Below are 25788 nucleotides of genomic sequence, written 5' to 3'. Positions count from 1 at the left end.
TGCGTCACGCCTGCCATGACACCAGCTGGCACGGTATCGGGGTGTTCTCGTCGGTGACGTAGCTCGCGCACACCCGGTGGTAGCCATCGGCGATCTGTAGCGCCACGCGGCCGGTCACCTGGCCACGCACCAACAGAATGGGTGACAGGCGCTTGCCCGCGCTGATCTTGGACAGGTCGTCGCGAACGTGGGCGTTGGTCTCCGGCAGCAACGGTAGTTCGGCGGCCCGCAGGATGTCTTTTGCCTTGCGGTACACAACCTCTGCCGCCCTGAGCGCCGCAACCGTTCCCGTCACGGCGGCGGACTCCGCGATCAGGCTGAGATAGTCGGCTGCGGCGTCATAGTCGTGCCCCTCGGGAGCATCGAGCCACTTCACACCCATCGGCCCAGATTAGGCGCCGATCCAGTTCCCGTGGAACCCATAGGGCACGCGTTGCGGCAGTGCGATGGTGGCGACGGGGTTTCCGCCGAAATCCGAGGCATCGAGGATCACGAGGTCACTGCCGTCGCGCTCGGGGTTGTAGACGTAGCCGAGGTAGTAGCCGTTGCTCTCGTCGGCCGAACCCGCACCGGGGACGAATACGGCTTCCCCGGGTCCGCCGGTGCCGAGTTCGTGACGGATCCCGGCGCCGGTGGTCAGGTCGTAGCGGATCCAGGCGTTGCCCGCGACCGATACCGAATACCGGGCCGGCAGGCCGGCCAACCGATCGTCAATCCGTGGGAACTCGACTCCAGCATCGTCGAGCTGGCGTTCGTGGACTTTTCCGGACGTCAGGTCGATGCGCCATTCCCACAGCACACCGTCGATGTCGAACCCGCCGTCGTTGCGCCACAGCTCGGGATAGCGAACCGCTTGCAGCACAATCGAATCACCGTCGTCATGCGCGTTGGCCACGTGGAACACGTAGCACGGGTCGATGTCGAACCAGCGGATCGGTGCGTCGGGATCGTCACGACGCAGCACACCGAACCGGGCGCCATACGTGTCGCTCCAGCGGAAGGGCATGTCCCCGTCGCCCTTGATCGCCACGTCGAGGTCGAACACCACCGGCAGATCCATGAAGATGACATGGCCCGCGGTCATCGCGAAGTCATGCATCATGGTGTGCGCCTTGACATCTACTGGACGGTTGATGATCAGATCGCCGCCGGCATCGGCGCGGTGATAGGTGACGTAGGGCTCGAAGATGCTGCCGTAGCCGAAGAAGTGCAACTCACCGGTGGTCGGGCAGATCTTGGGATGTGCGGTCATCGAGTCGACGAGCTTGCCGCCGAAATCGTAGGCGCCCACGGTTTCCAGATCGTTGGTGATCTCGTAGGGCAGTGAGGATTCCACCAGCGCAAGGGTCTTGCCCGCGTGGTTGACCACGTGCGTGTTGGCGGCGGCCGCGCGCAGGTTGCGGCTGCCGTCGGCGTTGTAGAGCGGGAAGTCCTCGATGAAGCTGTCGGTACGCACCCAGCGATTGCGATACCACTTGGCCGCACCGCCTTCGATGCGCACGCCGTGGATCATGCCGTCGCCGGTGAACCAGTGCGCTCCTGCCTGGCGCGGGTTCGGGCCGTTGCGCAGGTACCAACCGTCGAGTTCGGCGGGGATGGCGCCCTCGACGGGCAGGTCGTGTGCGGTGAGTTCGTCGGCGACGGGCGCGTAGTTCCCGCGTCGGAAGAAGTCCGTTTCGCCGATCGGCAGGGCTGAAGTCATGACCCCACGGTGACATTCCACAAGTGACATGTCAATAGTGGAGGTTAAGATGGCGCCATGAGCTTGCGCATGGCGGCACTCGGCCTGCTGGCACAGCACCCCGGCAGCGGGTATGACCTGCTCAAACGGTTCGAGAAATCGATGGCAAACGTCTGGCCGGCCACCCAGAGCCAGCTGTACGGCGAGCTCAACAAGCTGGCCGCAGCTGGGCTGATCGAGGTGTCGACCATCGGCCCGCGCGGCCGCAAGGAGTACCGCGTCACCCCACAAGGCCGTGTCGAGCTGGTGCGCTGGATCGCCGACCCGCAGGACGATCCACCCGACCGCAGTACCGAGCTACTCCGCATATTCCTGCTCAGCGAAGTACCTCGCGATCAGGCCCGCGAGCATCTTGCGGCACTGGCCGCCGACGCCGAATCAGAGGTGGCGCGGCTCAAGGAGCTGGAGGCATCCATCCGCTGGGCCGACACCGACGAGGACCTCTACGCGCACGCCGCCCTGGAGTACGGCCTCCGCGCCAACGCCATGCGTGCCGAGTGGGCACATTGGCTCGGAAAAACTATCGACAACCGATAGCTCCCGATATATCGTTGACGCATCGGAAGCACGTGGCTTCCCCACCGACAACGAAGGACTCCTCTCATGACCAACCAATTCACCCCACCAGGCTTCGGCTTCGTCCCGTTCGGCCCCCACGAGGCCCGCGAGATGTTCCGGCAAGCCCGCACCGCCCGTCGCGACCTGCGCGATCAGATGCGCGCCCAGGCCCAATCGGCGTGCGAGCCGGACATCGACCCGACCTGCCAGACCGGCTTCGGCGGACCGGGCTTCGGCCCGGGATTCGGCCCCAATTTCCGTCCCGGACGAGGAATGGGTTTCGGCTTCGGCAATCTCGGCGGCCCCCGGGCCCGCGGCGGACGACGCGGCCGACGCGGTGATGTCCGCGCGGCCATCCTGACCCTGCTGGCCGAACGGCCCATGCACGGTTACGAGATGACGCAGGAGATCGCCACCCGCAGCAACAACCTGTGGAAGCCCAGCCCGGGCTCGGTGTATCCGACCCTGCAACTGCTGGTCGACGAAGGGCTGATCGCCCCGACCGAAACCGAAGGCAGCAAAAAGACTTTCGAGCTGACCAAGGAAGGCCGGGAGGCCGCCGCCCAGATCGACACCCCGCCGTGGGCACAGATCGTCGCGGACCAGGAAGACGAGAATCCGGGTCACCAGAACCTGCACGGCGCCGCCGCCCAACTGATGGCCGCCGTCGGACAGTCCGCATTCGCCGCCAGCGAGGAGCAACAACAGCGCATCCTCGACATCGTCAACAACGCCCGCCGCGAGATCTACCAGGTCCTGGGCGAGGGATAGGCGACGGGAGAACCGGACGGATCGGGGCTTCCCCGTAGGCTGCCGTTGTGAACAGTCTCGTCACGATGCTCGCGCCGGCCGTCGTCGCAGTCCTGACCGCGGCCGCCGCGGTCATCGGAATCCAGTTCCGTGATGTCGACGCCTACGAACGCCGGCGCGGTATCTGGCAGTGGCTTCTGGTGCTGCTCGCCGCCGCCGCGACGATGGGAGCTGTCGGCTCGGCATCCGGTGTCGGTACCGGTGACCTGCGGGAAGCCCTCATCATGGCGGTGGTCGGCGTGGCTGCCGTCATCCTCGCCCATGTGATGTGGCGGCGACGCGTCCCCGATGCCGAGCCCCGCAACATTGCGATCGCGACGGCCGCCGCCGCGTGCGCAATCCTGGTGATCGTCGGGACGACGGCTCTGACGTACACCGGAAACAAGGGCTGCCGGCAGGCCCAACTACTGGTGGATTACACCCGCGCGAGCTCCGGCGCGGTAATGCCTGCGTTCGACACCAATCAGGGTCCGACGGTGGGTGACTACGAGAACTGGTCGAAACTGATCCGCGAGGCGGCCGACCAGGTAACCGACGGTAAGACCGCGCCGCATGCCAAGAAGATGGGCGAGCTGGCCGGGCAGATCACCGACGCCGTCCGAAAGAAAGACAAGGCCACGCACGCAGTTCTCGGCGCGCAGTACTACGACGAGTTCAACGCGATCCTCGCCAAGTGCCAGCGGCAGTAGGTCAGTCGATCTCGACCCAGTCCAGGGTGCGCGAAACTGCTTTGCGCCACCCGGCGTAACCCTCGGCGCGTTGCTCGTCGTCCCACTGGGGGTGCCAGCGCTGGCCTTCCAGCCAGTTGGCCCGGAGGTCGTCGGGGCTCTCCCAGAATCCCACCGCGAGCCCGGCCGCATACGCCGCACCGAGCGCCGTGGTCTCGGCCACCACGGGTTTGACCACGTCGACGCCCAGCACGTCGGCCTGGATCTGCATGCACAGCCCGTTGGCGGTGATTCCGCCGTCCACCTTCAGAACCTCAAGGTGCACACCGGAATCGGCTTCCATGGCCTCCACCACGTCGCGGCTCTGATAGCAGATCGCCTCCAGGGTGGCCCGTGCCAGATGGGCGTTGGTGTTGAAGCGGGACAGCCCGACGATCACGCCCCGAGCGTCCGAACGCCAGTAGGGTGCGAACAGCCCGGAGAACGCCGGCACGAAGTAGACGCCGCCGTTGTCGGCCACCTGCCGGGCCAGTGCCTCGCTCTGGGCCGCACCGCTGATGACGCCCAGCTGATCGCGCAGCCACTGCACCGCCGAGCCGGTCACTGCGATCGAACCCTCAAGGGCGTAAACGGGTTTCGCGTCGCCGAACTGGTAGCACACCGTGGTGAGCAGTCCGTTGGACGAGCGCACGATCTTCTCGCCGGTGTTCAGCAGGAGGAAGTTGCCTGTGCCGTAGGTGTTCTTGGCCTCGCCGGGTTCCAGGCACACCTGGCCCACCATGGCGGCCTGCTGGTCACCGAGGATTCCGGTCACCGGCACCTGCCCGGCCAGCGGCCCGTTCTCGCGGGTGATGCCGAACGAGGTCGGACATGACGACGGCTTGATCTCGGGCAGCATCTGCCGCGGAATCGAGAAGAACGACAACAGCTCGTCGTCCCAGTCCAGCGTTTCCAGGTTCATCAGCATGGTGCGGCTGGCGTTGGTGACGTCGGTGACGTGCACCCCGCCGCGGTAACCACCGGTGAGGTTCCAGGCCACCCAGGTGTCGGGGGTGCCGAAGATCGCGTCACCGTTCTCCGCATCGCGCCGGACCCCGTCGACGTTGTCCAGGATCCACTGGATCTTGCCGCCCGAGAAGTAGGTCGCGGGCGGCAGCCCGGCTTTGCGGCGGATCACGTCGCCGCGGCCGTCGCGATCCAGCGCAGCGGCGATGCGGTCGGTGCGGGTGTCCTGCCAGACGATGGCGTTGTGGTACGGCCGGCCCGTGTGGCGGTTCCAGACCAGCGTGGTCTCCCGCTGATTGGTGATGCCCAACGCGGCAAGGTCTCCGGCCACCAGTTTGGTCTTGTTCAGTGCGGTCATGACCACCGCGGAGGTGCGTTCCCAGATCTCGACCGGATTGTGCTCCACCCACCCGGCCTTGGGCAGGATCTGCTGATGCTCAAGCTGGTGGCGCCCCACTTCGGTGCCGCCGTGATCGAAAATCATGCATCGGGTGCTGGTGGTGCCCTGGTCGATTGCAGCTACGAAGTCGGCCACTGTGTCCCTTTCCCGGGTCGCTGTCGCTCCTGCCCGCCGAAAAGTCCATCATGGCCTACATGAGTATCGATCGGATGCCCCGCGGCGGACCGAACGCATCGTGTCTGGATCGGCTGCTGGAAACAGATCGGCAGGAGTACCTGGACCGCGACTCCGATGGGGACACGCAGATTCAAGCGCGGAAAGATCAGGTGATCGGCGCGCTGGACTGGACCGGACGGTTCTTCAAGAACCATCAGCGGTTCGCCGCGATCGCCCTCGAGCTGGTTGCCGACGTGCCCGATCCGCGGATCCTCGAATTGGGCGCCGGGCACGGCGGAGTGTCGCTCCAGCTGCTGACCGACCATCCGTCCGCGCATGTCACGGTCACCGACCTCGACCCGGAATCGGTGGCCCGCATCGCCGCGAGTGACCTCGGCAGCCATCCCCGCGCCGAAGTCCGCCAGATGGACGCCACCCAGATCGACGCCGACGACGGCAGTTACGACCTCGTTCTGTTCGCCTTGTCGTTCCACCATCTGGGCCCGGCGCAGGCCGCGCGGGTATTCGCCGAGGGCACCCGGGTTGCCGAAACGCTACTGATCATCGACCTGCCGCGACCGCCGGCCCCGCTGCACCTGTTGCGCCTGGCGACGATGCTGCCCTTGGCCGCAGTGCTTCCGTTCGTGCACGACGGGGTCATCAGCTCGCTGCGCAGCTACAGTCCCTCGGCGCTGCGCGCGCTGGCCGCGCAAGCCGATGCTGCGGTCGAGTTGAGCGGTGGCCTGCTCAGCCCGCAGATCGTCGTCGCCCGCGCGGCCTCGTCGTAACGTGTAGCAGCCAGGCGAACGGCAGCGTGACCACCAACGTCACCAGGAACAACACGGTGGCCGAACCGGTGTACACGTGCCAGCCCAGCACGAACTCCATCACCAGGTCCATGGCGACCACGTGCAGAAGGAAGATCTCGTAGGAGATCTCGCCCAACCACACCATGGGCCGGCTGCCCATCACCTGCGCGTAGCGCCCGTTGTCCCCCAATGCCAGCGGAGCCACCACGAGCGTCGCGATGAGCACGTAGAACATCGTCTTGGCCACGTCCGCGCTCAGACCGAGGGTGAGCGCCGTCGTGGTACCCGCGATCGGGGTCGAGACCACCAGGTAACAGGCCAGTGCCAGCGGCAACGTCGCCATCGCGTAGCAGCGCACACCCATCGCGGCCAGTACCGCCAGCATCATTCCCCCGATGAACCAGACCAGGTAGTGCGGCAGCCACGCCCCGCCGCCCACCGGCAGCCAGTCGGTGTTGTGCAGCAGCACCAGCCAGAGCGGGCTCAGCGCACCCAGCACCGTCAGACCGCACAGCAGCAGCACCGGCCGAAACCGCTTGCGACACAACACCACCATCAGCAGATAGGCCAGAAGCGGCAACACCGCGTAGAACGCGACCTCGACCGCCAGGCTCCACATCTGGCTCAATCCCTGGTGCAGATAGGCCGCGAAGTAGTTGTCGCTGTAGATCTGGGTCAGCGTCAGGTTGCGAAACAGGCCCGCCCAGGTGTGCCCGGGATTCGGTTGCACGGGCCGCAGTTCGTAGATGCCATAGACGAGCAGGACGGTGACGACGTAGGCGGGCATGATGCGGCGGAACCGATTTCGCGCATAGCGCCAGGTGCTCGGCGAATCGGCCGCTGCGGCGGCGGCCTGCACCCAGGGACGGAACAGCAGCAACCCGGAGAGCACGAAGAAGATCGCCACCCCGACCTCGAGGCGGGCGCCGATCAGACCCAGATATCCCTGCGACAACAAGCCGGTGCCGTACGCCGCGTGGGTTCCCATCACCGTCAGCGCAGCCACCGCGCGCACCCCGGTGAGAGACGCGATGCGGTCCGCGTGCGAGACCTGTTCGAGCCCACCCTGGTCGTCGTCGTCGGCCGGTGAGGTCATTTGGCCATTCTGCTGCGCGCACCGCCGTTCGCGTTGTTGCATCGCGGAGTGGGTGATGAGGTCACGAACACCGAGTTCAGCCGCGCGCACCGGCAGGAGTACCGGCGCAAGGTGCAGCTGTGCCTGGACGTGTTCGAAACTATGCTGGCCCAGTCCAGTTTCGAGTTCGAGCGTCCGCTCACCGGCATGGAGATCGAGTGCAACCTCGTCGACAACGACTACCAGCCCGCGATGACCAACCAGGAAGTGCTCGCCTCCATCGCCGACCCGGCCTACCAGACCGAATTAGGCGCCTACAACATCGAATTCAACGTCCCACCACGCCCGTTGCCCGGTCGCGCCGCGCTGGATCTGGAGCACGAGGTGCGACGCAGCCTCAACGCCGCGGAGATCAAGGCCAACGAGGACGGTGCGCACATCGTGATGGTGGGCATCCTGCCGACCCTGATGCCCGAGCATCTTTCCGACGGCTGGATGAGCAAGTCGACGCGATATCAGGCCCTCAACGAATCGATCTTCACCGCCCGCGGCGAGGACATGCCCATCGACATCTCCGGACCGGAACGGCTCAGCCTGCAATCGGCGTCGATCGCACCGGAGTCCGCGTGCACGAGCATGCAGCTGCACGTGCAGGTGTCGCCTGCCGACTTCGCCCGCAACTGGAACGCCGCCCAGATACTGGCCGGGCCGCAGCTCTCGGTGGGCGCCAACTCGCCGTATTTCTTCGGCCATCAACTGTGGGCCGAGACCCGCATCGAGCTGTTCACCCAATCCACCGACACCCGTCCCGACGAGCTCAAGGCGCAGGGCGTGCGGCCGCGGGTCTGGTTCGGCGAGCGGTGGATCACCTCGATCTTCGATCTCTTCGAGGAGAACGTGCGGTACTTCCCGTCGCTGCTGCCCGAGCTGTCCGACGAGGACCCGGTGGCCGAGCTCGCGGCGGGCCGGGCGCCTCAACTGGCCGAGCTGCGGTTGCACAACGGGACCATCTACCGGTGGAACAGGCCGGTCTATGACGTGGTCGACGGTGTCCCTCACTTGCGCGTCGAGAACCGCGTCCTGCCTGCAGGCCCGAGCGTCGTCGACATGCTGGCCAATGCCGCGTTCTATTACGGCCTACTGCGGACGTTGTCCGAGGAGGACCGGCCGTTGTGGACCAAGATGAGCTTCGCCGCGGCCCACCACAACTTCGTCGAGGGTGCCCAGCACGGTCTGGACGCGCGGCTGTACTGGCCCGGTCTGGGCGAGGTGACGCCGGACGAGTTGGTGCTGCGCAGGCTGCTGCCGATGGCGCACGAGGGGTTGCGCCGCTGGGGCGTGGCCGGGGAAGTCTGCGACCGCTACCTGGGGGTCATCGAAGGCCGGGCGACGACCGGACGGACCGGGTCGACATGGCAGGTGGCGACGGTGCAGAAACTGCAGTCGCAGGGGTTGACGAGACCCGAGGCGCTGGCCGAGATGTTGCGGCTTTACGTGCAGCGGATGCACAGCAACGAGCCCGTCCACACCTGGGATTGAGACGCGTACGTTGGAGGAATGACATCTGATCAGGTCTTGGACTGGGACGGCGCCTACAGGGGGGAAGCAGGTTTCGAGGCCGCGCCGCCGTGGAACATCGGTGAGCCCCAACCCGAGCTTGCCGCGCTGCACCGGGCCGGGAAGTTCGAGAGCGATGTCCTCGATGCAGGCTGCGGTCATGCCGAGTTGTCATTGGCGCTGGCGTCCGACGGCTACACCGTCGTCGGGCTGGATCTGAGCCCGACAGCGATCGCCGCGGCCAACAGTGCCGCGCAGGTGCGCGGGCTGTCGACGGCCAGTTTCGCCCAGGCCGACATCACGTCGTTCACGGGTTACGACGGCCGGTTCAACACCGTGGTCGATTCCACCCTGTTCCACTCGCTGCCCGTCGAAGGACGCGACGGATACCTGCAATCCATCCACCGGGCCTCGGCGCCGGGCGCGCACCTGTACGTGTTGGTGTTCGCCAAGGGGGCATTCCCCGCCGAGTTGGAGACCAAGCCCAACGAGGTGTCCGAAGAAGAGTTGCGCGATGCGGTGTCGAAGTACTGGGAAGTCGACGACATCCGGCCGGCCTTCATCCACGCCAACGGCATGGCGCTGCCCACCGACGCTCCGTTCGCGTTGCCGCCACATGACCGTGACGAGAAGGATCGGATCAAGTTCCCGGCATTTCTGTTGAGCGCGCACAAGGCCTGACCTGCCCGTCTAAAACGGTGGGTCGTCCGGATCCGGCGGCGGAGGTGGGGGTGGCTCCCAATTCGGCGGTAGCTCTTCGGGTTCGAAGGGCTCGTTGATCCAGGTGCAGTACGGACTGGTGCTGGGCTCATCGCCCTTGAACAGCTTCAGGGTGGCCCGCATTCGGTTCCGGTTGCGGCGCCGGCCAAGTTCTTTGTGCCGCGCCTTCTGTGTGTAGCGGTAAGTCTCGTTGACCGGACGCAATCGCCGGTTCTTGGCCCGGGCCTGCTCGACGCGCGCTGCCCGGCTCAGCCTCGGCGGCCGCGCCGGGGCGGGCTGTGCGCACGGAGCCGGGGCGAAGCTGTTGAACAGATCGGCCCCACCCGGGGTGGTCCGGTAGGTCTTGCCCGACGGGGATGTCCACACCACGCTGCCGTCGGCGTACTGGGTGTCATGCCATCCACCAAATGTCTTGAGCCTGTGGTGAAAACGGCATAGGCATTTCAGGTTGGTGGGCACCGTCAGGCCACCACGAGCCGGATTGATGTGGTCGAAGGGCGCCGTATGGTCGACGTCGCAGTCCTCGGCCGGATGCTCGCAGCCCGGGAAGCGGCACGTCAGGTCGCGGCACCGGACCCACCGCTGAACCGACACGGTCGGCTGGTAGCGCTGCGCGGCCGCAGCATCCACGTCCGGTTCGGTCACCAGTCGCATTGTGGCTTTGGCCGCCAGTTCACGGACCTGCCCGGCATCGACGACTCCGTAGCCACAGACATAACCCGGCGTTGTCCCGGCTCCCACCACCGTGTCGCGCTCGGCGATCACGTTGATCACTACCGGTGGCGTCTCCGCCGGCGGGGTCGCAGAGCGGGTAGGGCACTCGGCACGGCCGCATTCACACGACAGCTCGCGCCCCTCTGCCAGGGCCTCAATGGCATCGGCGCGCCGCTGGTCGTTACTGCGCGGATCTTTCGGGCACAGCCTGGCCGACATTTCCGAAAGCTTTGCGTCAAAGGTCAATCCGGCACGAGTCGTGACGACGGCGTCGATCTTGGCTGTGCCATCTCCGCGGGGACTCACCTTGACCCGGCGACGGTCGGTGGCGTGTTCACGTTCGACGATCGCGGCCGGATCCAACAGTTTCACCTTGGCGTCCACGGTGGCGGTGATACGCCCGGCGGACCAGCACTGCCACCCACCGACTTGTTCGGCCAGCTCCGAATCTATCTGGGCCATCGCCTTCGACGTGACGAACCGGGTGCGTGCGATCACGATTTCCACTGTGCGCCAGTCTGTCTGCCCCTCAGCCAACACGCCACCCAACCGTGGCAGCTGCTCCCGCAGCACCTCGGCCTGAGTGACCAGCCGGCTTGCCGCAGCTGCGGTCAGGTTCAGCGCCGCACCCACCTCAGCACTGGCGCGGGCAAACCCGGTGAGGATCATGTAGTTCGGGTGCACACCCTCGACATTGAGTTCGGCGGTCCGCTGCGCCAACAAGTCCGCTACCACTGCCATCCGAGCGGCGATCAACTGCGCCTCGGCACGGGCGCCGTCGGAGAGGGAATCAACGAGTCGGCCCGGCGTTGCCGGATCGAACTCGGTATCGAACATATGTGCGACATTACCGAAAGTCGCTGACATTGTCAGGGAATCGGCGATGCTGATGCCCGATCAGGCGATGAACTTCAGGAGCACACGTGACAACGATCAAGATCCCCTATTTCGACGGCGCCGAGGTCGAGCTCGACTACGACGACGTCGCACCGCACGACAAGACCGCAGCAGAGGCGGTCCTGGCGACCTTCCTGGCACTCACGCCGGCGGACCGGATCGCCGACTCTCGCCACGTATATGCGTACTACCGGGATTACCACTACGCGGTCGGCGGCGAGGATTGGCTCGACGAGGAAATGGGTGTGCCGCAAACTCCCGCCGACATCTGGGCAAGCGTCACACCCGGACCGGTCGTGGTCAGCGAATGGTACGGACACTGGTATGTCGTGATGCAAGCCGAATGCCGGTGGGAGTCGTCTCACGGGCTGATGATGGTCTGGCAGGAGGGGGCGAAGCTGTCGAAAGTCAGCCAATACGACGGACATACGGACAATGGGCGCGGGTACGACGACGTCGTCTATTCGGCGACAGACGACGAATACACGACGCGGCTCTAAGGCACGTCCCGTAGCACCGCGGCGAACTGCTCCAGATCCTCGGTAGTGGTGTCGACATGCGGCGAGATCCGCAGTACCGGCTTGGTCATCTCGAACGGTGCCCGCGCCAGTTCACATGCGGTGGTGACGATGCCACGCTCGGCGATCAGCCAGGCCCGCACCGCGGTCGGATCCGCACCGTCGGTGGGCTCGAGCGTGGTGATCGCGGTGGGTTCATCGACGGGTTCCACCACTCGCCAACCGGGTACCCCGGCCAGCACCTGTCGCGCCGTGCGCCCCACCTCGGCAAGCCGGGCCCGAACGAGATCCGGACCGGCGGCGAGATGTTCACCCAGGGCCACCGAGTAGCCGATGCGGGTCGCGGCGTTGTGTTCACCGTGTTCGAAGCTCTGCAGCACCGTCACCGGCACATCCCACGACGCCGGCGGAAAACGTCGCCGCAGCCGCGCCACCAGTTCCGGCGCCACCGCGAGGAATCCCACGCCGCGCGGCCCGGCCAGCCATTTGCGCGACGACGAATAAATCGCATCGGCACCGATGTTGCAGTCCAGATGCCCGAACGCCTGTGCGGCATCGACCACGATCGGAACGCCCGCCGCGCGGCACACCGCGACCATCTCGGCCAGCGGCTGGGCCAGCCCGCGGTGGCTGGCCAGCGCCGTGAAATGGACCAAAGCCGGTGGATCAGAGGCGAACTGGCGGGCCGCCGCGTCGACATCAACGCGTCCGTCCCCGTCGACCGGCAACGCACGCACCTGGAAACCGTTGGCGGCCATGACCGCGAGGTTCGGCGCGAACTCGCCCGGCAGGCAGGCCGCCGTGCGCTCCCCTGTCCAGCTGCCGAGCAGCAAGTCCAACGAATGGTTGGAACCCGACGTGTACACCACATCGGCGGCGGCGAGGCCGGTCAACGCCGCGACCGCGGCCCGCCCTGCCTCAAGCACAGGTGCGGCCGCCTCGGCTGCCACGTAGCCGCCCACTTCGGCCTCGTGACGCGCGTGTGCGGCTACGGCGTCGATGACGGCGAGGCTCTGCCGCGAGCAGGCGCCGCTGTCGAGGTGCAATCCGGCGACCTTGGGGCGGGCATCGGCCCACTGTTGTGCGAGGCTCATTTCACCGCCAACGACAAGCCGAAGTCACCGGCGTCATCGGTCCACCAATGGGTCTGTTGCAGACCGGCTTTCGCCAGTTCATCGGCCACTCCGTCGGCCCGGAACTTGCAGGACACCTCGGTCAGCATCTCTTCGCCGGCACCGAATGCGACGTCGAGATCCAAGCCGGCGATCCTGACCTGCTGCGGCTCATCCGCCCGCAGCCACATCTCGATGCGCTCCTCGTCGGCATTCCACTTCGCCACATGCTCGAAGGCGTCGAGGTCGAAATCGGCGTCGAGCTCGCGGTTCACCACCGACAGCACATTGCGGTTGAACGCCGCGGTGACACCGGCGCTGTCGTCGTAGGCGCTGACCAGCCGGTCGGCGCCCTTGACCAGATCGGTGCCCAACAGCACGCTGTCACCGGGTTGCAGGGTCTCCGCCAACGACGCCAGGAAATCCGCGCGCGGACCCGGCGTGAGATTGCCGATGGTCGAACCGAGGAAGGCCACCAGCCGGCGTCCGACTGCCGGGATCTTGCCCAGGTGTTCCTCGAAATCGCCACATACCGCGTCGATTTCGATGCCCGGATACTCCTGGCCGATCGCGTCGCCGGCAGCCCGCAGCACACCGGCGTCGACGTCGAACGGGACGAACCGGCGCAGCTGCCCGCCGTCGCGCATGGCGTCGAGCAACATCCGCGTCTTCTCCGACGTGCCGCTACCCAACTCGACGAGGGTGTCGGCACCGGCGGCCGCAGTGATCTCCGCCGAGCGGTCGGTGAGGATCTGCGCTTCGGTCCGAGTCGGGTAATACTCGGGCAGCCGGGTGATCTGGTCGAACAGATCGCTGCCCACTGAATCGTAGAACCACTTGGGTGGCAGCATCTTCGGCGATTGCGCCAGCCCTTCGCGCACGTCACGGCGCAGTGCGGTAGCGGCCGAGTCGGCGGCCAGGTAGTTGGACAAGGTGAGCGTCATACCAAACCTTCCACGGGTGTGAGCTCGACATCAGAGCCGGTCACGTGCACCAGATGGCGGTCCGGGATGTCGGACCAGCCGGGATCGTCGTCGTAGGGTTCGCTGGCGAGTACGACGCCCTCCGGCAGTCGCAAGATCGACAGCGTGTCTCCCCAGGTGGTGGCTACCATACGAGAACCGTTGGCAGCCAGGATGTTCAAGCGCGCATTCGGATCCAGGGCCCCGACTTCGGCCACCGTCTGGCCCAGTGCGTCCAGACCCCGCGCGAAGATCAGCGCGGCCAGCACCGCACTGTCGACGGTGGATTCGGCGACCCCAGTCAACGGCAGCACCGCACGGTCGACGACCCCGTTGTGCGACAGCAGCCACTGCCCGTCGGTGAACGGCGCGGAGGCCGAGGGTTCGATCGGCATGCCGATGGTCGCCGAACGCACGGCCGCGACCACGCAACCACTGCTCAACGCGGGTGCGACCGAGGCGAGGGAGGCATCACCCCACAGCGGCTTGTCACTGCGCCACCGACGGGGCACGTCATCATCAAAAAACCCTGCGCCCCAACCGTCGGCGTTCATCAACCCGTGTTTCTGGCGCCGCGGCGCATACGACTGCACCAGCAGCCCCTGCGGCGGATCCAGCATCAGCGAGGCCACCGACCGCGGTGCGCCCAACCACCCGATATGCCGGCACATCAGGACGCGTCCCAGGCCAGACGCACACCGGAGAAGATCTGGCGCCGAATCGGATGGTCCCAGTTGCGGAAGCTCGGCCGCAGGATGTCGGCGGACACCGCCCACGAACCACCGCGCAGGACCCGGTAGTCCCCAGCCCCATTGCCTTCGAAAAAGGGCTCGGTGTAGCGGTCGTAGACCATCGGGGTGAAGCCGGGCCAGGGCCGCAGCCGCGAGGTGGTCCACTCCCAGACATCGCCCAACATCTGCTCGACACCATAGGCCGACGCTCCGGCCGGATACGCACCCACCGGCGCGGGCCGACGCGCGTCGCCGCCGAGGTTCGCCAGGGCGTCGGTGGGTTCGGAAGCACCCCAGGGGAATCGGCGACGGGCCCCGACCGCCGGATCCCAGGCGCAGGCCTTCTCCCACTCGATCTCGGTGGGCAGCCGGGCCCCCGCCCACGCCGCGTAGGCCTCGGCTTCGAAGAACGTGACGTGTTGGACCGGTTCGTCGGCCGGGATGGTCTCGACGTGGCCGAACCGGGTGCGGGTGCCGTCCGGCCCCCAGAACTCGGGCGCGGTCAGACCCGTCTCCTGACGGTGCGCCCAGCCGCGCGAAGACCACCAACGCGACTGCTGATAGCCGCTGTCGTCGACGAACTCGCGCCACTCGGCATTGGTGACCGGGACGCGCCCGATGCGAAAGTCCGCCACCTCCACGGCATGCGCCGGGCGCTCGTTGTCCAGCGAATGCGGTTCGGTGAGTTCGTCTACCCCGAGCACGAACGGCCCACCCGGAATCAGCACCGAGGTACCGGCCACGCCCGATCGCCCGGCAGGCAAGGCGGTTCCGGTGCCGAGCAGTGGTGGACCGGACCGCAGGTTCAGCGCCTGCAACATCGTCTCGTCGTGCTGGTTCTCGTGGCTGATCACCAGCCCGAAGTTGAACGCCGCATCGTCAGCATCGAGGACGTCCAGCGCATCCAGAGCCTTGGATCGCACCGTCGCACAATAGGTTCGCGCATCCGTCGGCGGCAGCAGCGGCAGGCCGACTCGGCTGACCCGAGAATGCACGAATGCGTCGTAGAGGCGGTCGACCTCCGGGGCGAGCAGGCCCGGACGGTCCGGATTGCCGCTGCGCAGCAGCCAAAACTCTTCCTGCTGACCGATATGGGCGAGGTCCCACACCAGCGGGCTCATCAACGGGCTGTACTGGCGGTGCAGCTCGGCATCGTCGAAGTCGACCAGACCCAGGGTGCGGTCCCGCGCCCGGGTGAGCTGCTGCGCCAACGCCTCGCGTGCGGTCAAAGCTCGCCCTTCACCAGTAGGCCCATCGCAGAAGCGATTCCATGGCCCACCACCTGGTCGGCGAAATCGTCGGCCGGGCAGCGTCCCTCCTGGACCGAACGCATCAACTGCTCCATCGATTCCGTCAACTCCGCCGGCGCCCGCTCGGCCGCGGCCGAAACACACACCAGCGCCGCTTCCTGGAGGCGTCGATCGGTCAGCCCGATCCGGGCCGCCCGGTCCCATGCCGTGGCCACCGGGGCCGTCGCCTCGGTGGCGATCGCGGCGGCCTCGGGATCGTCCAGCAGCGTGCTCAGCATGAACACCACCGCCGGCCACAACGCATCCTGCACGCTGTCGAGATAGCGGATCTCCAGCCAGCGCCGTGGACGCACCGGCGGGAACAGTGTCGTCAGGTGGTATTCGAGATCGGCTTCGGTGGGGCGACGGCCTCCGAGCACCGCGCGACCGTCGGCCCAGTCGGCGAACGGGACCCAATTGGTCACGGGGACCGCCAGGCCCTCGTCGGGAAGGTTGACCAGCATCACCGGCGCCCGCAACGCATAACGCGCCCAGTCACTGGCCGGATCGTCGCCATCGGCGCCCAGAATCGGTCCGCACCGGGCGGAATCCAACTGGCTCCACACCCGCTGCCGCGAGGACTTCCACCCGGTGAACTGTCCGCCGAGCATCGGCGAATTCGCGGTGATCGCGATCATCGTCGGACCGAGGGCATGCGCCAGACGAACCCGCTGTGCCCAGTCGGCGCGCGGGCCGGCGTCGAGGTTGACCTGAACCGAGGCCGTCGACGTCATCATCGCCGCCCCCGCCTCTGCTGACCCACTGGCCGCGAAGAACGTCTCCATCGCCTGGTAGCGCGAGCCCGGGTTGATCCGTTGCGTGGGCCGCACCGGATCCGCGCCCAACAGCACCAGGCCCAGTCCTCGGCGTCCGAACTCGGCGCGAAGCACGGCCCGATCGGCCTGCAGAGCGGTAATGGCCGCCGAAGGTCCGTCCGCCGGGGGCCCGGACAACTCGACCGCACCCCCGGGTTCGACGGTGATCCGGCTGTGACCGGGCAACGCGGGTACCGAGGCGATCACCTCGGAGAGCTCATCCCAACCGGGGCGCCGCAGCGGATCATCGACGTCGAAACAGTGCGCCTCGATCTCCAGGCCCACCTGCCCGACCGGCCCGTCACGCAGGCAGTGCGCTTCGATGCACGACGCCGCGTGCTCGGCATTGAGGAATTCGCCCGGAGGAAGGCGAGCTGGATCAGACCTGACGGGTACTGCCATCGCAATCCCCCTCCCGGTCCCCACCGATGTCAAACCGCTCGGCTAGGTTCCATCATCCAGATAGCACTGACATCTTCTACTGCCCGAGCGTGTTCTGCATGGCCCCCGCCAGCACGTTGACAGCGGGGCCGGCGTTGCCGGACTGACACACCTTCGCTTGTAGCAGCACGTTTTCCCGTTTGCGGGTGGTGTTGAAACAGCGACGGTCGGTGCCGGCCTCCTGTTTCACCCAATCCGCGTCGGTGGCGCTCGCCGGGCCGCCGGTGAACGTCCACACCTGGGTCACGAAGTTCTCCAGGTGCATCGCGGTGGTCTGGCCCGAGCAGCCGGCGGTGCGGTCCACCACCCGGTGGAACGCGCGGTCGGCAGCCTCAGGTGTGGCGAACACCCCGATCGCCTGCTTGACGTAATGGTTGTCGTCACCGGCCGCCGTCTGGGTGGTGGCGCCGTTGAACGAGGCGAGGTCCGGGTCATTGAAGACCTCGGGCAGGCCGATGTCAGCCCAGTTGTTGCACACCGGGTTTTCCACCGAGAACCCCTGGAACGGAGTCGTGAACTGCGACTCCCAGGTCATCGGGGCACCGATGATGTTGCCCACCGAACCTTTGGGCATGACGGCATAGGACACGACACCAGGATCCGAGGGGCGCGCACCAACAGGTGCAGCCAATGCCAGTGCGAGACCGGCCAGCCCGAAACCGACAGTCAGGGCACGCATGCCCTCGATCATGCCAGTCAGTACACCGTCCGCGTGCAATAGGTTCGGGCCGGCGCCGGGTAAGGCCAGGCGTAGTGCCCCGTTTCGGCCGGGCAGGCGGACCCGTCGCGGACGTCGAGGCGCTGGGTCACCTGGACCATCACACCCGGGCCGCGATCCGTCCGCGCGCTGCAGTCGGCCAGCTCCACCATGCCTGCGGGCATACCCAACTCGTAGCAGTGATCGGCGACCAGATTGGGAACCAGACACAGCCGCGCGGTCGACGGGTCGGCGAGTTCGGCGGGCAGATGCTGGTACTCGGCGCTCGGGCAGGTCCCGGTGCCATCGGCGATGGCCCCGACCGTGTAGCTCGGATCGGCCTCGCAGGACACCTTGGCGGCGCGGGCGGCGCCGGGAGCAGCCGGGGACGTGGCGGGGACACTCACACAATCACCGACCGCGAAGACCATGGCGGCGCCGCGCTCCGGATCGGCGCCCGCACCGCACCCGGCGGCCAGCACCGGCACCGCGAGCAGTGCGGCGACCACGAGCCGTTTGCGGGTCATGGTTAGCGAGAATCTCACGATTCCCGGTGCTCTGCCCAGCGCTTGGCCGAATACCAAGGAGCCCCGGCCACCAAGGGGTAGTGGCCGGGGCATCCGTTGGGCTGCAGAGTGGTCTTATGCGGTGCCGGTGGCTTTCTGGCAATCGGCGCAGATTCCCCAGAACACGACCTCGGCCTCGTCGACCGCGAAACCGGCCAGGCCAGAGGGCTCCAGGCAGGGGGTCTCGCCCACCGCGCAATCGACATCGGCGACCACACCGCACACCCGGCAGACCAGGTGATGGTGGTTGTCGCCGGCGCGGGTCTCGTAGCGTGCCGAGGAACCGGCCGGTTCGATCCGACGGACCAGGCCGGCGTTGACGCAGGCCCGCAGCACGTCGTAGACCGCCTGGGTCGACACCGAACCGAGGTTTTCGCGCGCCAGGCCGGCCACATCGTCCGCAGTGGAATGCGGATGGTCGGCCAGTGCCTGAAGAACCGCGACCCGCGGTGCCGTCACGCGCAACCCGGCAGCCCGCAGCAGGGCCTTGGGGTCGTGGTCATGCACCGTGGTCACGGCTCCAGTATGCGCGCTCTTTGGAGTCAATCCAAAAGAGTGGGCTGTGATTATGGTCGCGCAGGCGGTGCCGGTGTCGGCGGGGTCTCAGGACGGTCAGAGCCGCTGCCCGGGCCACCGGGACCACCGGGGCCCCACGACGGCATCATGCCGCGACGGTGTTCCATTCCGCCCATTCCGCCTGGTCCGCCCATCCCGCCGGGATGGTGCATCATCATGCCGCCACGGTCATGCCCGCCGCGGTGGTGATGGCCGCCGCCATCGGAATGTGCGCCCAGGAAGAAGCCGGCGCCGAAGACCACGGCGACGATGAAGACGCTGCCCGCGGCGATGCCCACCCACGCGAACGCCTGAAGCAGGCGGCTCGGCTTGTGCTCGGCGGGCCGGGCGACCGGCGCGACTGGCGCGGCCACTGGTTCGGTCGCAGGATCGGGATCGGGTGAGGTTTGAGTCATGACATCGAGCATGCGAGCGCTGTTGAGGTACAGATCAAGAATTAGCTATGAATCAGCTGTGAAAGAGCCGGGAGCTACTGATCCCAGGGCTTGAACGGGTTCACCGCGTACTGGATCACCCGGTACGGGCTGCCGCCGCGGGCCATGGTGTTCCACTGGCTGATGAAGACGCGGACCTGATCGAGCGTGGACCCTGGTGAGATGTAGCCGCCGTAGGGCTGGGCCAACTGGTTGACCTCCGGCGGCGGCAACGAGTCGACCGGGTCCGGCCAGACACTGCCGAACACCACTGTGGTCACCGGTGCGGTGCCCAAACCGGTCGGGTCGTAGGCGACCCGCATCTCCATGTTTCCGTTGGTCGCGTTGAAGTACGACAGCACGGGCTTGCCGTCGATCTGCCGGATGCTCATCTCCCCGACCCGGTCGGAGAACAACGCGGTCGGCACCTTGCCCCAGCCACCCGCTGACGACCAGCCCTGCCAGCCGGCCCGGTCGGTGAAGGTCTTCGGGTTGGCCCGGTACAGGAACGCCGGACTGCTGCGGTCGAAATTGTTGGCCAGGATGTACACCCACCCGCTCGGAGAATCCGGCGCCGGGACCGGGTCGTAGTAACCCGTGATCTGCGACTGCGCGCCGCCCTGGTAGTTGGCGTCGCGCACCGAGCCGGGAACTGTCGGCCAATTCGGCTGGGCTGCATCGGCTTTCACCAAGCGGGAACTCTGAGGCTTGAGGTTGTAGGTGGTGGTCACCAACATGTAGTTCTCGCGGTTGATGGAGATCACGCCGGCAGGCAACTGCGACGAACCGGTCGGCGCGGCGTCGGCGAGCAATGGCTTGTCCACCCCGGTCACGCCTCGGTAGCGCACACCGCCCGCGTCCTCGATCGAGTCGGCATCGACGTGCAGCGCAACCGGCGAATGCCAGCCGCCGAAGCCCACGGCCTGCCCGGCGAAACTGTCACCGCACACCTGGAGCACCCGGCTGGGGAACTCCATGAACTCACACAGATCGGTGGCACCGATTCCGTAATCACGGGTGGGCGTACCGGTTCCGGCGCTCGGCCCGATCCGCAACACCTGGCCCGAGGCCAGTGGAGGCACCACCGGATCACCGAAGCCGGGGTTCGCGTGGGCGGCCGGCGCTTGCCAGACCGCCGCAGCAAGTATCGCGACAGCGGCGAACCTGCGGGCTGGGTTCACCCGCAGATCAGAGCTCGGCGGCCAGCAGCTCGGCGATTTGAATAGTGTTCAGCGCCGCACCTTTTCGCAGGTTGTCGCCGGACACGAACAATGCAAGGCCACGCCCGTCGGGCACACCCGGATCCTGCCGGATCCGGCCGACCAGGGACTCGTCGGCACCGGCGGCGGCCAGCGGGTTCGGCACGTCGACCAGTTTCACACCCGGCGAGGCGGCCAGGATTTCCTTGGCACGCTCGACCGAAAGCGGTTGTGCGAACTCGGCGTTGATCGACAGCGAGTGTCCGGTGAACACCGGAACCCGCACGCAGGTACCGCTGACCAGGAGCTCAGGGATGCCCAGGATCTTGCGGCTCTCGTTGCGCAGCTTCTGATCCTCATCGGTCTCACCGGAACCGTCATCAACGAGTGCGCCAGCGAGCGGAATAACGTTGAACGCAATGGGGGCAACATATTTCACCGGCGCCGGGTACGTCAGCGCCGAGCCGTCGTGCACCAGCTGCTCGGCTCCGTCGATCACCGCGCGGGTCTGCGAGGCGAGCTCCTCGACACCGGCCAGCCCACTGCCCGACACCGCCTGATAGCTCGACACGATCAACCGGGTCAGCCCGGCCTCCTCGTGCAGCGGCTTGAGCACCGGCATCGCGGCCATGGTGGTGCAGTTCGGGTTGGCGATGATGCCCTTCGGACGGACGCGGCCGTCGCGCTCGAAGTTGACCTCGGACACCACCAGGGGCACGTCCGGGTCCTTGCGCCACGCCGAGGAGTTGTCGACGACGACGGCGCCGGCCGCGGCGAACCTCGGGGCCTGCACGCGCGACATCGTCGCACCGGCGGAGAACAGCGCGATGTCCAGACCCGACGGGTCGGCGGTCTCGCTGTTCTCGACCTCGATCTCCTGGCCGCGGTAGGTCAGCTTCTTGCCCTCGGAACGGGCCGAGGCGAAGAACCGGACCGAGCTGGCCGGAAAGTTCCGCTGCTCGAGCAGGGCGCGCATGACCTGGCCGACCTGGCCAGTCGCGCCGATCACACCGATCGAAACCATGTCAGCGCCCCGTTCCGCCGTAGACCACGGCCTCGTCTTCGCCGCCCAGGTCGAAGGCGTCATGCAGCGCGGAGACGGCGGTATCCAGATCCGTGTCCTTCACGAGGACCGAGATGCGGATCTCGGAGGTGGAGATCAGGTCGATGTTGACGCCGACCTCGGCCAGCGCCTCGCAGAACTTCGCGGTGACGCCGGGATGGCTGCGCATGCCCGCGCCGACCAGCGACACCTTGCCGATGTGGTCGTCGTACAGCACCTGGCTGAACCCGATTTCGTCCTGCAGCGAGGTCAGCTTCTGCACCGCGCCCGGGCCGTTGTCCATCGGGCAGGTGAAGGTGATGTCGGTCTTGCCGTCCTCGACCTTGGAGATGTTCTGCAGCACCATGTCGATGTTCACGTCGGCGTCGGCGATCGCGCGGAACACCCTGGCGGCATACCCGGGTACGTCCGGGACACCGACGACGGTGACCTTGGCCTCCCCGCGGTCGTGGGCTACTCCGGTGAGAAGGGCGTCTTCCATGGGGATGTCCTCGATCGATCCTTTGACGATGGTGCCGGGCTTGTCCGTGTACGACGAACGAACGTGAATCGGCACGTTGTACCGGCGGGCGTATTCGACGCAGCGCAGCATCAGCACCTTGGCGCCGCACGCGGCCATCTCGAGCATCTCCTCGAAGGAGACGGTGTCGAGGTGGCGGGCGCTGGGCACAATGCGCGGGTCGGCGGTGAAAATGCCGTCGACGTCGGTGTAGATCTCGCAGACGTCAGCCTTGAGGGCGGCGGCCAGGGCGACGGCGGTGGTGTCCGAGCCGCCGCGGCCCATGGTGGTGACGTCCTTGCTGTCCTGGCTGACGCCCTGGAACCCGGCGACCAGCACGATGACGCCCTCGTCCAGCGCATCGCGCAGGCGACCGGGGGTGACATCGATGATCTTGGCGTTGCCGTGGGTGCCGGTGGTGACGATGCCGGCCTGCGAGCCGGTGAACGAGCGCGCCTGGGCACCGAGGGACTCGATGGCCATCGCGACCAGGGCGTTGGAGATGCGCTCACCGGCGGTCAGCAGCATGTCCATCTCACGCGCCGGCGGGGCCGGGGAGACCTGACGGGCCAGGTCAAGCAGGTCGTCGGTGGTGTCGCCCATCGCAGAGACCACGACGACGACGTCGTTGCCGGCCTTCTTCGTCTCGACGATGCGCTCGGCCACGCGACGGATCCGATCGGCATCCGATACCGAGGATCCGCCGTACTTCTGTACGACGAGCGCCACTATCTAACCCTTCAGAACGCTGGATTGAGTCCCACACAGGATAAGGGAGACGCGCACGCGATTTTCCCCGCCGGTAGCTTGGCTGACGTGCCTGACTCGCCGAACGGCCGGCCGGCCGGCACCAGCGTGCCGATCCACCCCGATCTCGCGGCCCGCTGGAGCCCCCGGGCCTTCGACCCTGACGCCGCCATCACCGCTGACCAGCTCACCGCACTGTTGGAAGCCGCGCGCTGGGCCGCCAGCTGGGGCCACCGTGAACCGGTGCGGTTCGTGGTGGGCCGGCGGGGCGATGAGACCTTCGTTACATTGGCCGGCCTGCTCAAACGCGGCAACAGTTATGCCCAGGCCGCCTCGGCCCTGATTCTGGTGTGCGTCGATGAGGGCGACGATGAGCGGACCGCGCGGTACGCGGCCGTCGACGCCGGGGCGGCGATCGCCCAGCTGACCGTCGAGGCGGTGTCCCGTGGACTGATCGTCCATCCGATGGCCGGCTTCGACGTCGAGGGAGCGCAGGCCGCGTTCGGCATTCCGGACGAGGTGCGGCCGTTGGCCGTGATCGCGGTGGGCACGCTCGGTGACTACTCGGTGGCCGACCCTGCGATCATCGAACGCGACAGCCGGCCCCGGGAACGGCTGCCGCTGGAGCAGATCGCATTCGGTGCGCGCTGGGGAATTCCGATTGCCTAATCCGATTCGCATGGTCTCGATGACGCCATCTTGGTGGTAAACCACTAGGAAACCTTCGAGATCCGGGAAGCGGGGACAAATGTCACGACAGGCCATCCGCAAAGCCGTCATCCCCGCCGCCGGTATCGGTTCGCGCCTGCTACCGCTGACCAAGGCGATCCCGAAAGAGATGCTGCCGGTCGGCGACAAGCCGGTCATCGAACATACGGTCCGTGAGTTGGTCAACTCCGGCATCACCGACATCACCATCGTTGTCTCCGGTGGAAAAACCTTGATCGAAGAGCACTTTCGCCCGAACACGACACTGGTCGACCAGCTCCGCGCCGACGGCAAGGATGCGTATGCCGACGCGGTCGAGGAGGTCGGTGAGTTGTCTGCCCGCGGCCACATCACCTACCTCCACCAGCACGGCCCGTACGGCAACGGCACCCCGGTGCTCAATGCCTCACGCCCGTTCGGCGACGAGCCGGTGCTGGTGCTCTGGCCCGACGACGTTTTCGTTGCCGAGGTTCCCCGTGCCCAGCAGTTGATCCGGGCCTATGAGCAGACGTCGTCCCCGGTGCTGGCCTTGATGCCGATGGCTCCCGAGCAGTCGTACCGCTACGGCGTACCCGTCGTGAAAGAGGATCTGGCCGACGGGCTTCTGCGGATCACCGGGATCATCGAGAAGCCCCGGCCCGCGGAGGCTCCTTCGGCATACGCCGCCATCGGCGGTTACGTCATCACCCCGGGCGTCGTCGACGAGCTGAGCGAACAGACGAAGCGCTGGCACGAGGGCGACCAATCGGGCGAGATCTACCTGACCGACGCCATCAACGCCTACGCCAACGGCCACGCCGTCTACGGCCAGGTCATCCAGGGACACTGGTATGACACCGGCAATCCGGCCGACTACTTGATCGCACAGTTCGCCTTCGCCCTGTCCCATCCCGAATACGGCCCTGCGCTACGGGATCTGGCGACTCAGCTCGACGGCCCGAACTCAGGCGGTACGGCGCCTTCTCCATAGCACCACGCCGGCCAACCCGATAACCGCCGCAACAGCCACTCCGGCCGCGATCAGCGCAACGCGAAAGCCTTGTCATAACAACTGAACACGGCGTCCTTGGCGAAGGTGGTATCGAATTGCGCACGGGCACCGTCAGATATCTCACGGTTGCGTCCGGGATCAGTCAACTCAGCCATCGCCTCGACGAATTGTGCAGCCTGATCGGCGATCAAAACGCCGTGCTCGCCACCAGCGGCGAATCCGTCGGCCCCCACACTCGTCGAGACCACGGGTAACCCCCGGCCCAACGCCTCGATCACTTTCAGCTTGATCCCCGACCCGAATCGCAGGTGGTTGATCAACCCTGCCGCTGATCCCAGCACCTCGGTGAGATCGTCGACGTAGCCCTCCAGGCTGACCGAACCACCGAACCGCCCCACCACCTCGGCCAGTTCCGGGCCGCAGTCTCGCCCGATGATGCGCAGCCTGGCGTTCGGCATCCGCGTCAAGACCAGCGGCCACACATCGGTCAGCAACGAACGCACGCCATCCTCGTTGTGCGGCAACGACAGCAATCCGACGAAGACGAAATCAGGAGCTCCGCCGTACGTGCGCGGGCGGAACGGCGGCGGCGTGACGAGGGGAGGTACCGCCATTACGTCCGCCGATCCACGATCTGCGACCCGTGCGGTCAACCTGGCGGCCTCCCCGGCATTGACCAGCAGGTTCCGCCGGAATCGCAATGCCGCACGGTCCTCGCTACGCCGGACCAGGGCGGCCTCCATGCGGAGGAGCGCCCGTTGTGGAAGCTTGGCGTCGGCCAGTGGCCGCAACCGGCTGGGCACGTGTTCGGCGAAATTGCCCAGCGGCCGCATCGTCACATCGGGATAGCGATCCGCCGCGTCGAGCATGGCGGCGTAACGCTCCGAGAACAGATCGTCGAGGTAGCACAGCTGCCTATCGGCATGGGCCTGGTCAGCGTATTGCGCCATCCGAATGGTGTCGTAGATCTCCAGGTCCGGACCGATGCGCTTCAACATCGTGTGTACCGCGCTTCCGACTTCTGGCGAGTACAACAAGGATTCCTGCAGGGACGCCCGCCCGGTCGGTATACGTCCGGCCACCGCAGCCAGCGTCGCTTTCCGACCCGGCTTGGGCAGTGGGTGATACGTGACCGGGAACTCCGGTTGAGGCCGGCCACCGACCAGTAGGTAATGCACATGTTCCGGGCCCAGCCGCTCGCGGAAGTACTCCAGAAAACCGGCCAGCACCACTTTCTTGCCGGCATCGGTGGGATATGGATCAACCGCGCTCACCAATGCCACGGACACCGCACACCTGCCTCGATTTATTCAGTCGCCCGCCCATTCTCAGTCCGCAATTGCATCACAAC

At 66.7% G+C, this 25788-nt stretch carries 27 protein-coding genes; 9 read left to right on the top strand and 18 right to left on the bottom strand.

Annotated elements, in window-relative coordinates; all coding sequences use genetic code 11:
• Positions 1-4: 4 nt before the first annotated feature.
• Both JOF57_RS27615 and JOF57_RS27610 read right to left on the bottom strand, forming a co-directional pair.
• Positions 5-382, bottom strand: a complete 378-nt coding sequence (locus tag JOF57_RS27615) for a hypothetical protein (RefSeq protein WP_209922454.1) — start codon at positions 380-382, stop codon at positions 5-7.
• A gap of 9 nt (positions 383-391) precedes the next feature.
• Positions 392-1702, bottom strand: coding sequence for a carotenoid oxygenase family protein (locus tag JOF57_RS27610; protein ID WP_209922452.1), 1311 nt, complete (start codon positions 1700-1702; stop codon positions 392-394).
• A gap of 57 nt (positions 1703-1759) precedes the next feature.
• Between JOF57_RS27610 and JOF57_RS27605 the strand changes: the two genes are divergently transcribed.
• From JOF57_RS27605 to JOF57_RS27595, 3 genes are all read left to right on the top strand, one after another.
• Entirely contained in the window at positions 1760-2278 is a 519-nt protein-coding gene (locus tag JOF57_RS27605) for a PadR family transcriptional regulator (RefSeq protein WP_209922450.1), read from the top strand.
• 66 nt (positions 2279-2344) lie between these two features.
• Positions 2345-3070 carry a PadR family transcriptional regulator gene (locus JOF57_RS27600; RefSeq protein ID WP_209922448.1) on the top strand — a complete coding sequence of 242 codons (726 nt, stop codon included), beginning with the start codon at positions 2345-2347 and terminating at the stop codon, positions 3068-3070.
• 47 nt (positions 3071-3117) lie between these two features.
• On the top strand, positions 3118-3798 hold the full coding sequence (locus JOF57_RS27595; RefSeq protein ID WP_209922446.1) for a hypothetical protein: 681 nt from the start codon (positions 3118-3120) through the stop codon (positions 3796-3798).
• A gap of 1 nt (position 3799) precedes the next feature.
• On the opposite strand, the gene glpK is transcribed toward JOF57_RS27595, so the two are convergent.
• Positions 3800-5317 (bottom strand): glycerol kinase GlpK, encoded by a 1518-nt coding sequence (glpK, locus tag JOF57_RS27590; RefSeq protein WP_209922445.1) that lies wholly within the window; start codon positions 5315-5317, stop codon positions 3800-3802.
• Positions 5318-5367: 50 nt separating this feature from the next.
• Between glpK and JOF57_RS27585 the strand changes: the two genes are divergently transcribed.
• Entirely contained in the window at positions 5368-6126 is a 759-nt protein-coding gene (locus JOF57_RS27585) for a class I SAM-dependent methyltransferase (RefSeq protein WP_209922443.1), read from the top strand.
• On the opposite strand, the gene JOF57_RS27580 is transcribed toward JOF57_RS27585, so the two are convergent.
• Entirely contained in the window at positions 6086-7243 is a 1158-nt protein-coding gene (locus tag JOF57_RS27580; protein ID WP_209922441.1) for an acyltransferase family protein, read from the bottom strand. The genes JOF57_RS27585 and JOF57_RS27580 overlap by 41 nt on opposite strands.
• Before the next feature lie 48 nt (positions 7244-7291).
• Between JOF57_RS27580 and JOF57_RS27575 the strand changes: the two genes are divergently transcribed.
• Both JOF57_RS27575 and JOF57_RS27570 read left to right on the top strand, forming a co-directional pair.
• Entirely contained in the window at positions 7292-8761 is a 1470-nt protein-coding gene (locus tag JOF57_RS27575) for a glutamate-cysteine ligase family protein (RefSeq protein ID WP_209923788.1), read from the top strand.
• A gap of 18 nt (positions 8762-8779) precedes the next feature.
• A complete protein-coding gene (locus JOF57_RS27570) occupies positions 8780-9460 on the top strand; it encodes a class I SAM-dependent methyltransferase (protein ID WP_209922439.1) in 681 nt (226 codons plus the stop codon).
• A 9-nt stretch (positions 9461-9469) separates the two neighbouring features.
• Here the strand turns inward: JOF57_RS27570 and JOF57_RS27565 are convergent, their stop codons facing one another.
• Complete coding sequence (locus JOF57_RS27565; RefSeq protein WP_209922437.1) at positions 9470-11050, bottom strand: HNH endonuclease signature motif containing protein; 1581 nt, start codon at positions 11048-11050, stop codon at positions 9470-9472.
• Positions 11051-11136: 86 nt separating this feature from the next.
• On the opposite strand from JOF57_RS27565, the gene JOF57_RS27560 reads away from it, so the two are divergent.
• Positions 11137-11610, top strand: a complete 474-nt coding sequence (locus JOF57_RS27560) for a DUF6985 domain-containing protein (protein WP_209922433.1) — start codon at positions 11137-11139, stop codon at positions 11608-11610.
• Here the strand turns inward: JOF57_RS27560 and egtE are convergent.
• The 12 genes from egtE to JOF57_RS27500 all read right to left on the bottom strand — a co-directional run bounded on the left by egtE (position 11607) and on the right by JOF57_RS27500 (position 22720).
• Positions 11607-12722, bottom strand: a complete 1116-nt coding sequence (egtE, locus tag JOF57_RS27555) for an ergothioneine biosynthesis PLP-dependent enzyme EgtE (protein ID WP_209922431.1) — start codon at positions 12720-12722, stop codon at positions 11607-11609. The genes JOF57_RS27560 and egtE overlap by 4 nt on opposite strands.
• The gene (egtD, locus tag JOF57_RS27550) at positions 12719-13684 is read right to left on the bottom strand and encodes an L-histidine N(alpha)-methyltransferase (protein ID WP_209922429.1); all 966 of its coding nucleotides are present in this window, start codon (positions 13682-13684) and stop codon (positions 12719-12721) included. Before egtD ends, egtE begins: the two co-directional genes overlap by 4 nt.
• Positions 13681-14373 (bottom strand): ergothioneine biosynthesis protein EgtC, encoded by a 693-nt coding sequence (gene egtC, locus JOF57_RS27545; protein WP_209922427.1) that lies wholly within the window; start codon positions 14371-14373, stop codon positions 13681-13683. The genes egtD and egtC overlap by 4 nt, the downstream gene beginning before the upstream one ends.
• Positions 14373-15662 carry an ergothioneine biosynthesis protein EgtB gene (gene egtB, locus JOF57_RS27540; RefSeq protein WP_209922425.1) on the bottom strand — a complete coding sequence of 430 codons (1290 nt, stop codon included), beginning with the start codon at positions 15660-15662 and terminating at the stop codon, positions 14373-14375. Before egtB ends, egtC begins: the two co-directional genes overlap by 1 nt.
• Positions 15659-16939, bottom strand: a complete 1281-nt coding sequence (gene egtA / locus JOF57_RS27535) for an ergothioneine biosynthesis glutamate--cysteine ligase EgtA (protein WP_209922423.1) — start codon at positions 16937-16939, stop codon at positions 15659-15661. Before egtA ends, egtB begins: the two co-directional genes overlap by 4 nt.
• Before the next feature lie 76 nt (positions 16940-17015).
• On the bottom strand, positions 17016-17657 hold the full coding sequence (locus JOF57_RS27530; protein WP_209922421.1) for a sensor domain-containing protein: 642 nt from the start codon (positions 17655-17657) through the stop codon (positions 17016-17018).
• A gap of 17 nt (positions 17658-17674) precedes the next feature.
• The gene (locus tag JOF57_RS27525; RefSeq protein WP_209922420.1) at positions 17675-18202 is read right to left on the bottom strand and encodes a hypothetical protein; all 528 of its coding nucleotides are present in this window, start codon (positions 18200-18202) and stop codon (positions 17675-17677) included.
• A 114-nt stretch (positions 18203-18316) separates the two neighbouring features.
• Positions 18317-18757: a Fur family transcriptional regulator gene (locus JOF57_RS27520; RefSeq protein ID WP_209922418.1), complete on the bottom strand. Its 441-nt coding sequence runs from the start codon at positions 18755-18757 to the stop codon at positions 18317-18319.
• A 50-nt stretch (positions 18758-18807) separates the two neighbouring features.
• Positions 18808-19212, bottom strand: coding sequence for a hypothetical protein (locus tag JOF57_RS27515; RefSeq protein ID WP_234938267.1), 405 nt, complete (start codon positions 19210-19212; stop codon positions 18808-18810).
• A 74-nt stretch (positions 19213-19286) separates the two neighbouring features.
• Positions 19287-20411 (bottom strand): DUF4185 domain-containing protein, encoded by a 1125-nt coding sequence (locus tag JOF57_RS27510; RefSeq protein ID WP_209922415.1) that lies wholly within the window; start codon positions 20409-20411, stop codon positions 19287-19289.
• 7 nt (positions 20412-20418) lie between these two features.
• Positions 20419-21453, bottom strand: coding sequence for an aspartate-semialdehyde dehydrogenase (locus JOF57_RS27505; protein WP_209922413.1), 1035 nt, complete (start codon positions 21451-21453; stop codon positions 20419-20421).
• 1 nt (position 21454) lies between these two features.
• A complete protein-coding gene (locus JOF57_RS27500) occupies positions 21455-22720 on the bottom strand; it encodes an aspartate kinase (RefSeq protein WP_209922411.1) in 1266 nt (421 codons plus the stop codon).
• A gap of 87 nt (positions 22721-22807) precedes the next feature.
• Between JOF57_RS27500 and JOF57_RS27495 the strand changes: the two genes are divergently transcribed.
• Together JOF57_RS27495 and JOF57_RS27490 are read left to right on the top strand one after the other, a co-directional pair.
• On the top strand, positions 22808-23407 hold the full coding sequence (locus JOF57_RS27495) for a nitroreductase family protein (RefSeq protein WP_209922408.1): 600 nt from the start codon (positions 22808-22810) through the stop codon (positions 23405-23407).
• A 79-nt stretch (positions 23408-23486) separates the two neighbouring features.
• Positions 23487-24416 (top strand): UTP--glucose-1-phosphate uridylyltransferase, encoded by a 930-nt coding sequence (locus JOF57_RS27490; protein ID WP_209922406.1) that lies wholly within the window; start codon positions 23487-23489, stop codon positions 24414-24416.
• Between the two features lie 50 nt (positions 24417-24466).
• On the opposite strand, the gene JOF57_RS27485 is transcribed toward JOF57_RS27490, so the two are convergent.
• On the bottom strand, positions 24467-25726 hold the full coding sequence (locus JOF57_RS27485; RefSeq protein ID WP_209922405.1) for a glycosyltransferase family 4 protein: 1260 nt from the start codon (positions 25724-25726) through the stop codon (positions 24467-24469).
• Between the last annotated feature and the right edge of the window lie 62 nt (positions 25727-25788).

Origin of the sequence: Mycolicibacterium lutetiense (genome assembly GCF_017876775.1) — a bacterium.
Lineage (GTDB): Bacteria > Actinomycetota > Actinomycetes > Mycobacteriales > Mycobacteriaceae > Mycobacterium > Mycobacterium lutetiense.
This window is presented reverse-complemented; position numbering and strand designations above follow the sequence as displayed.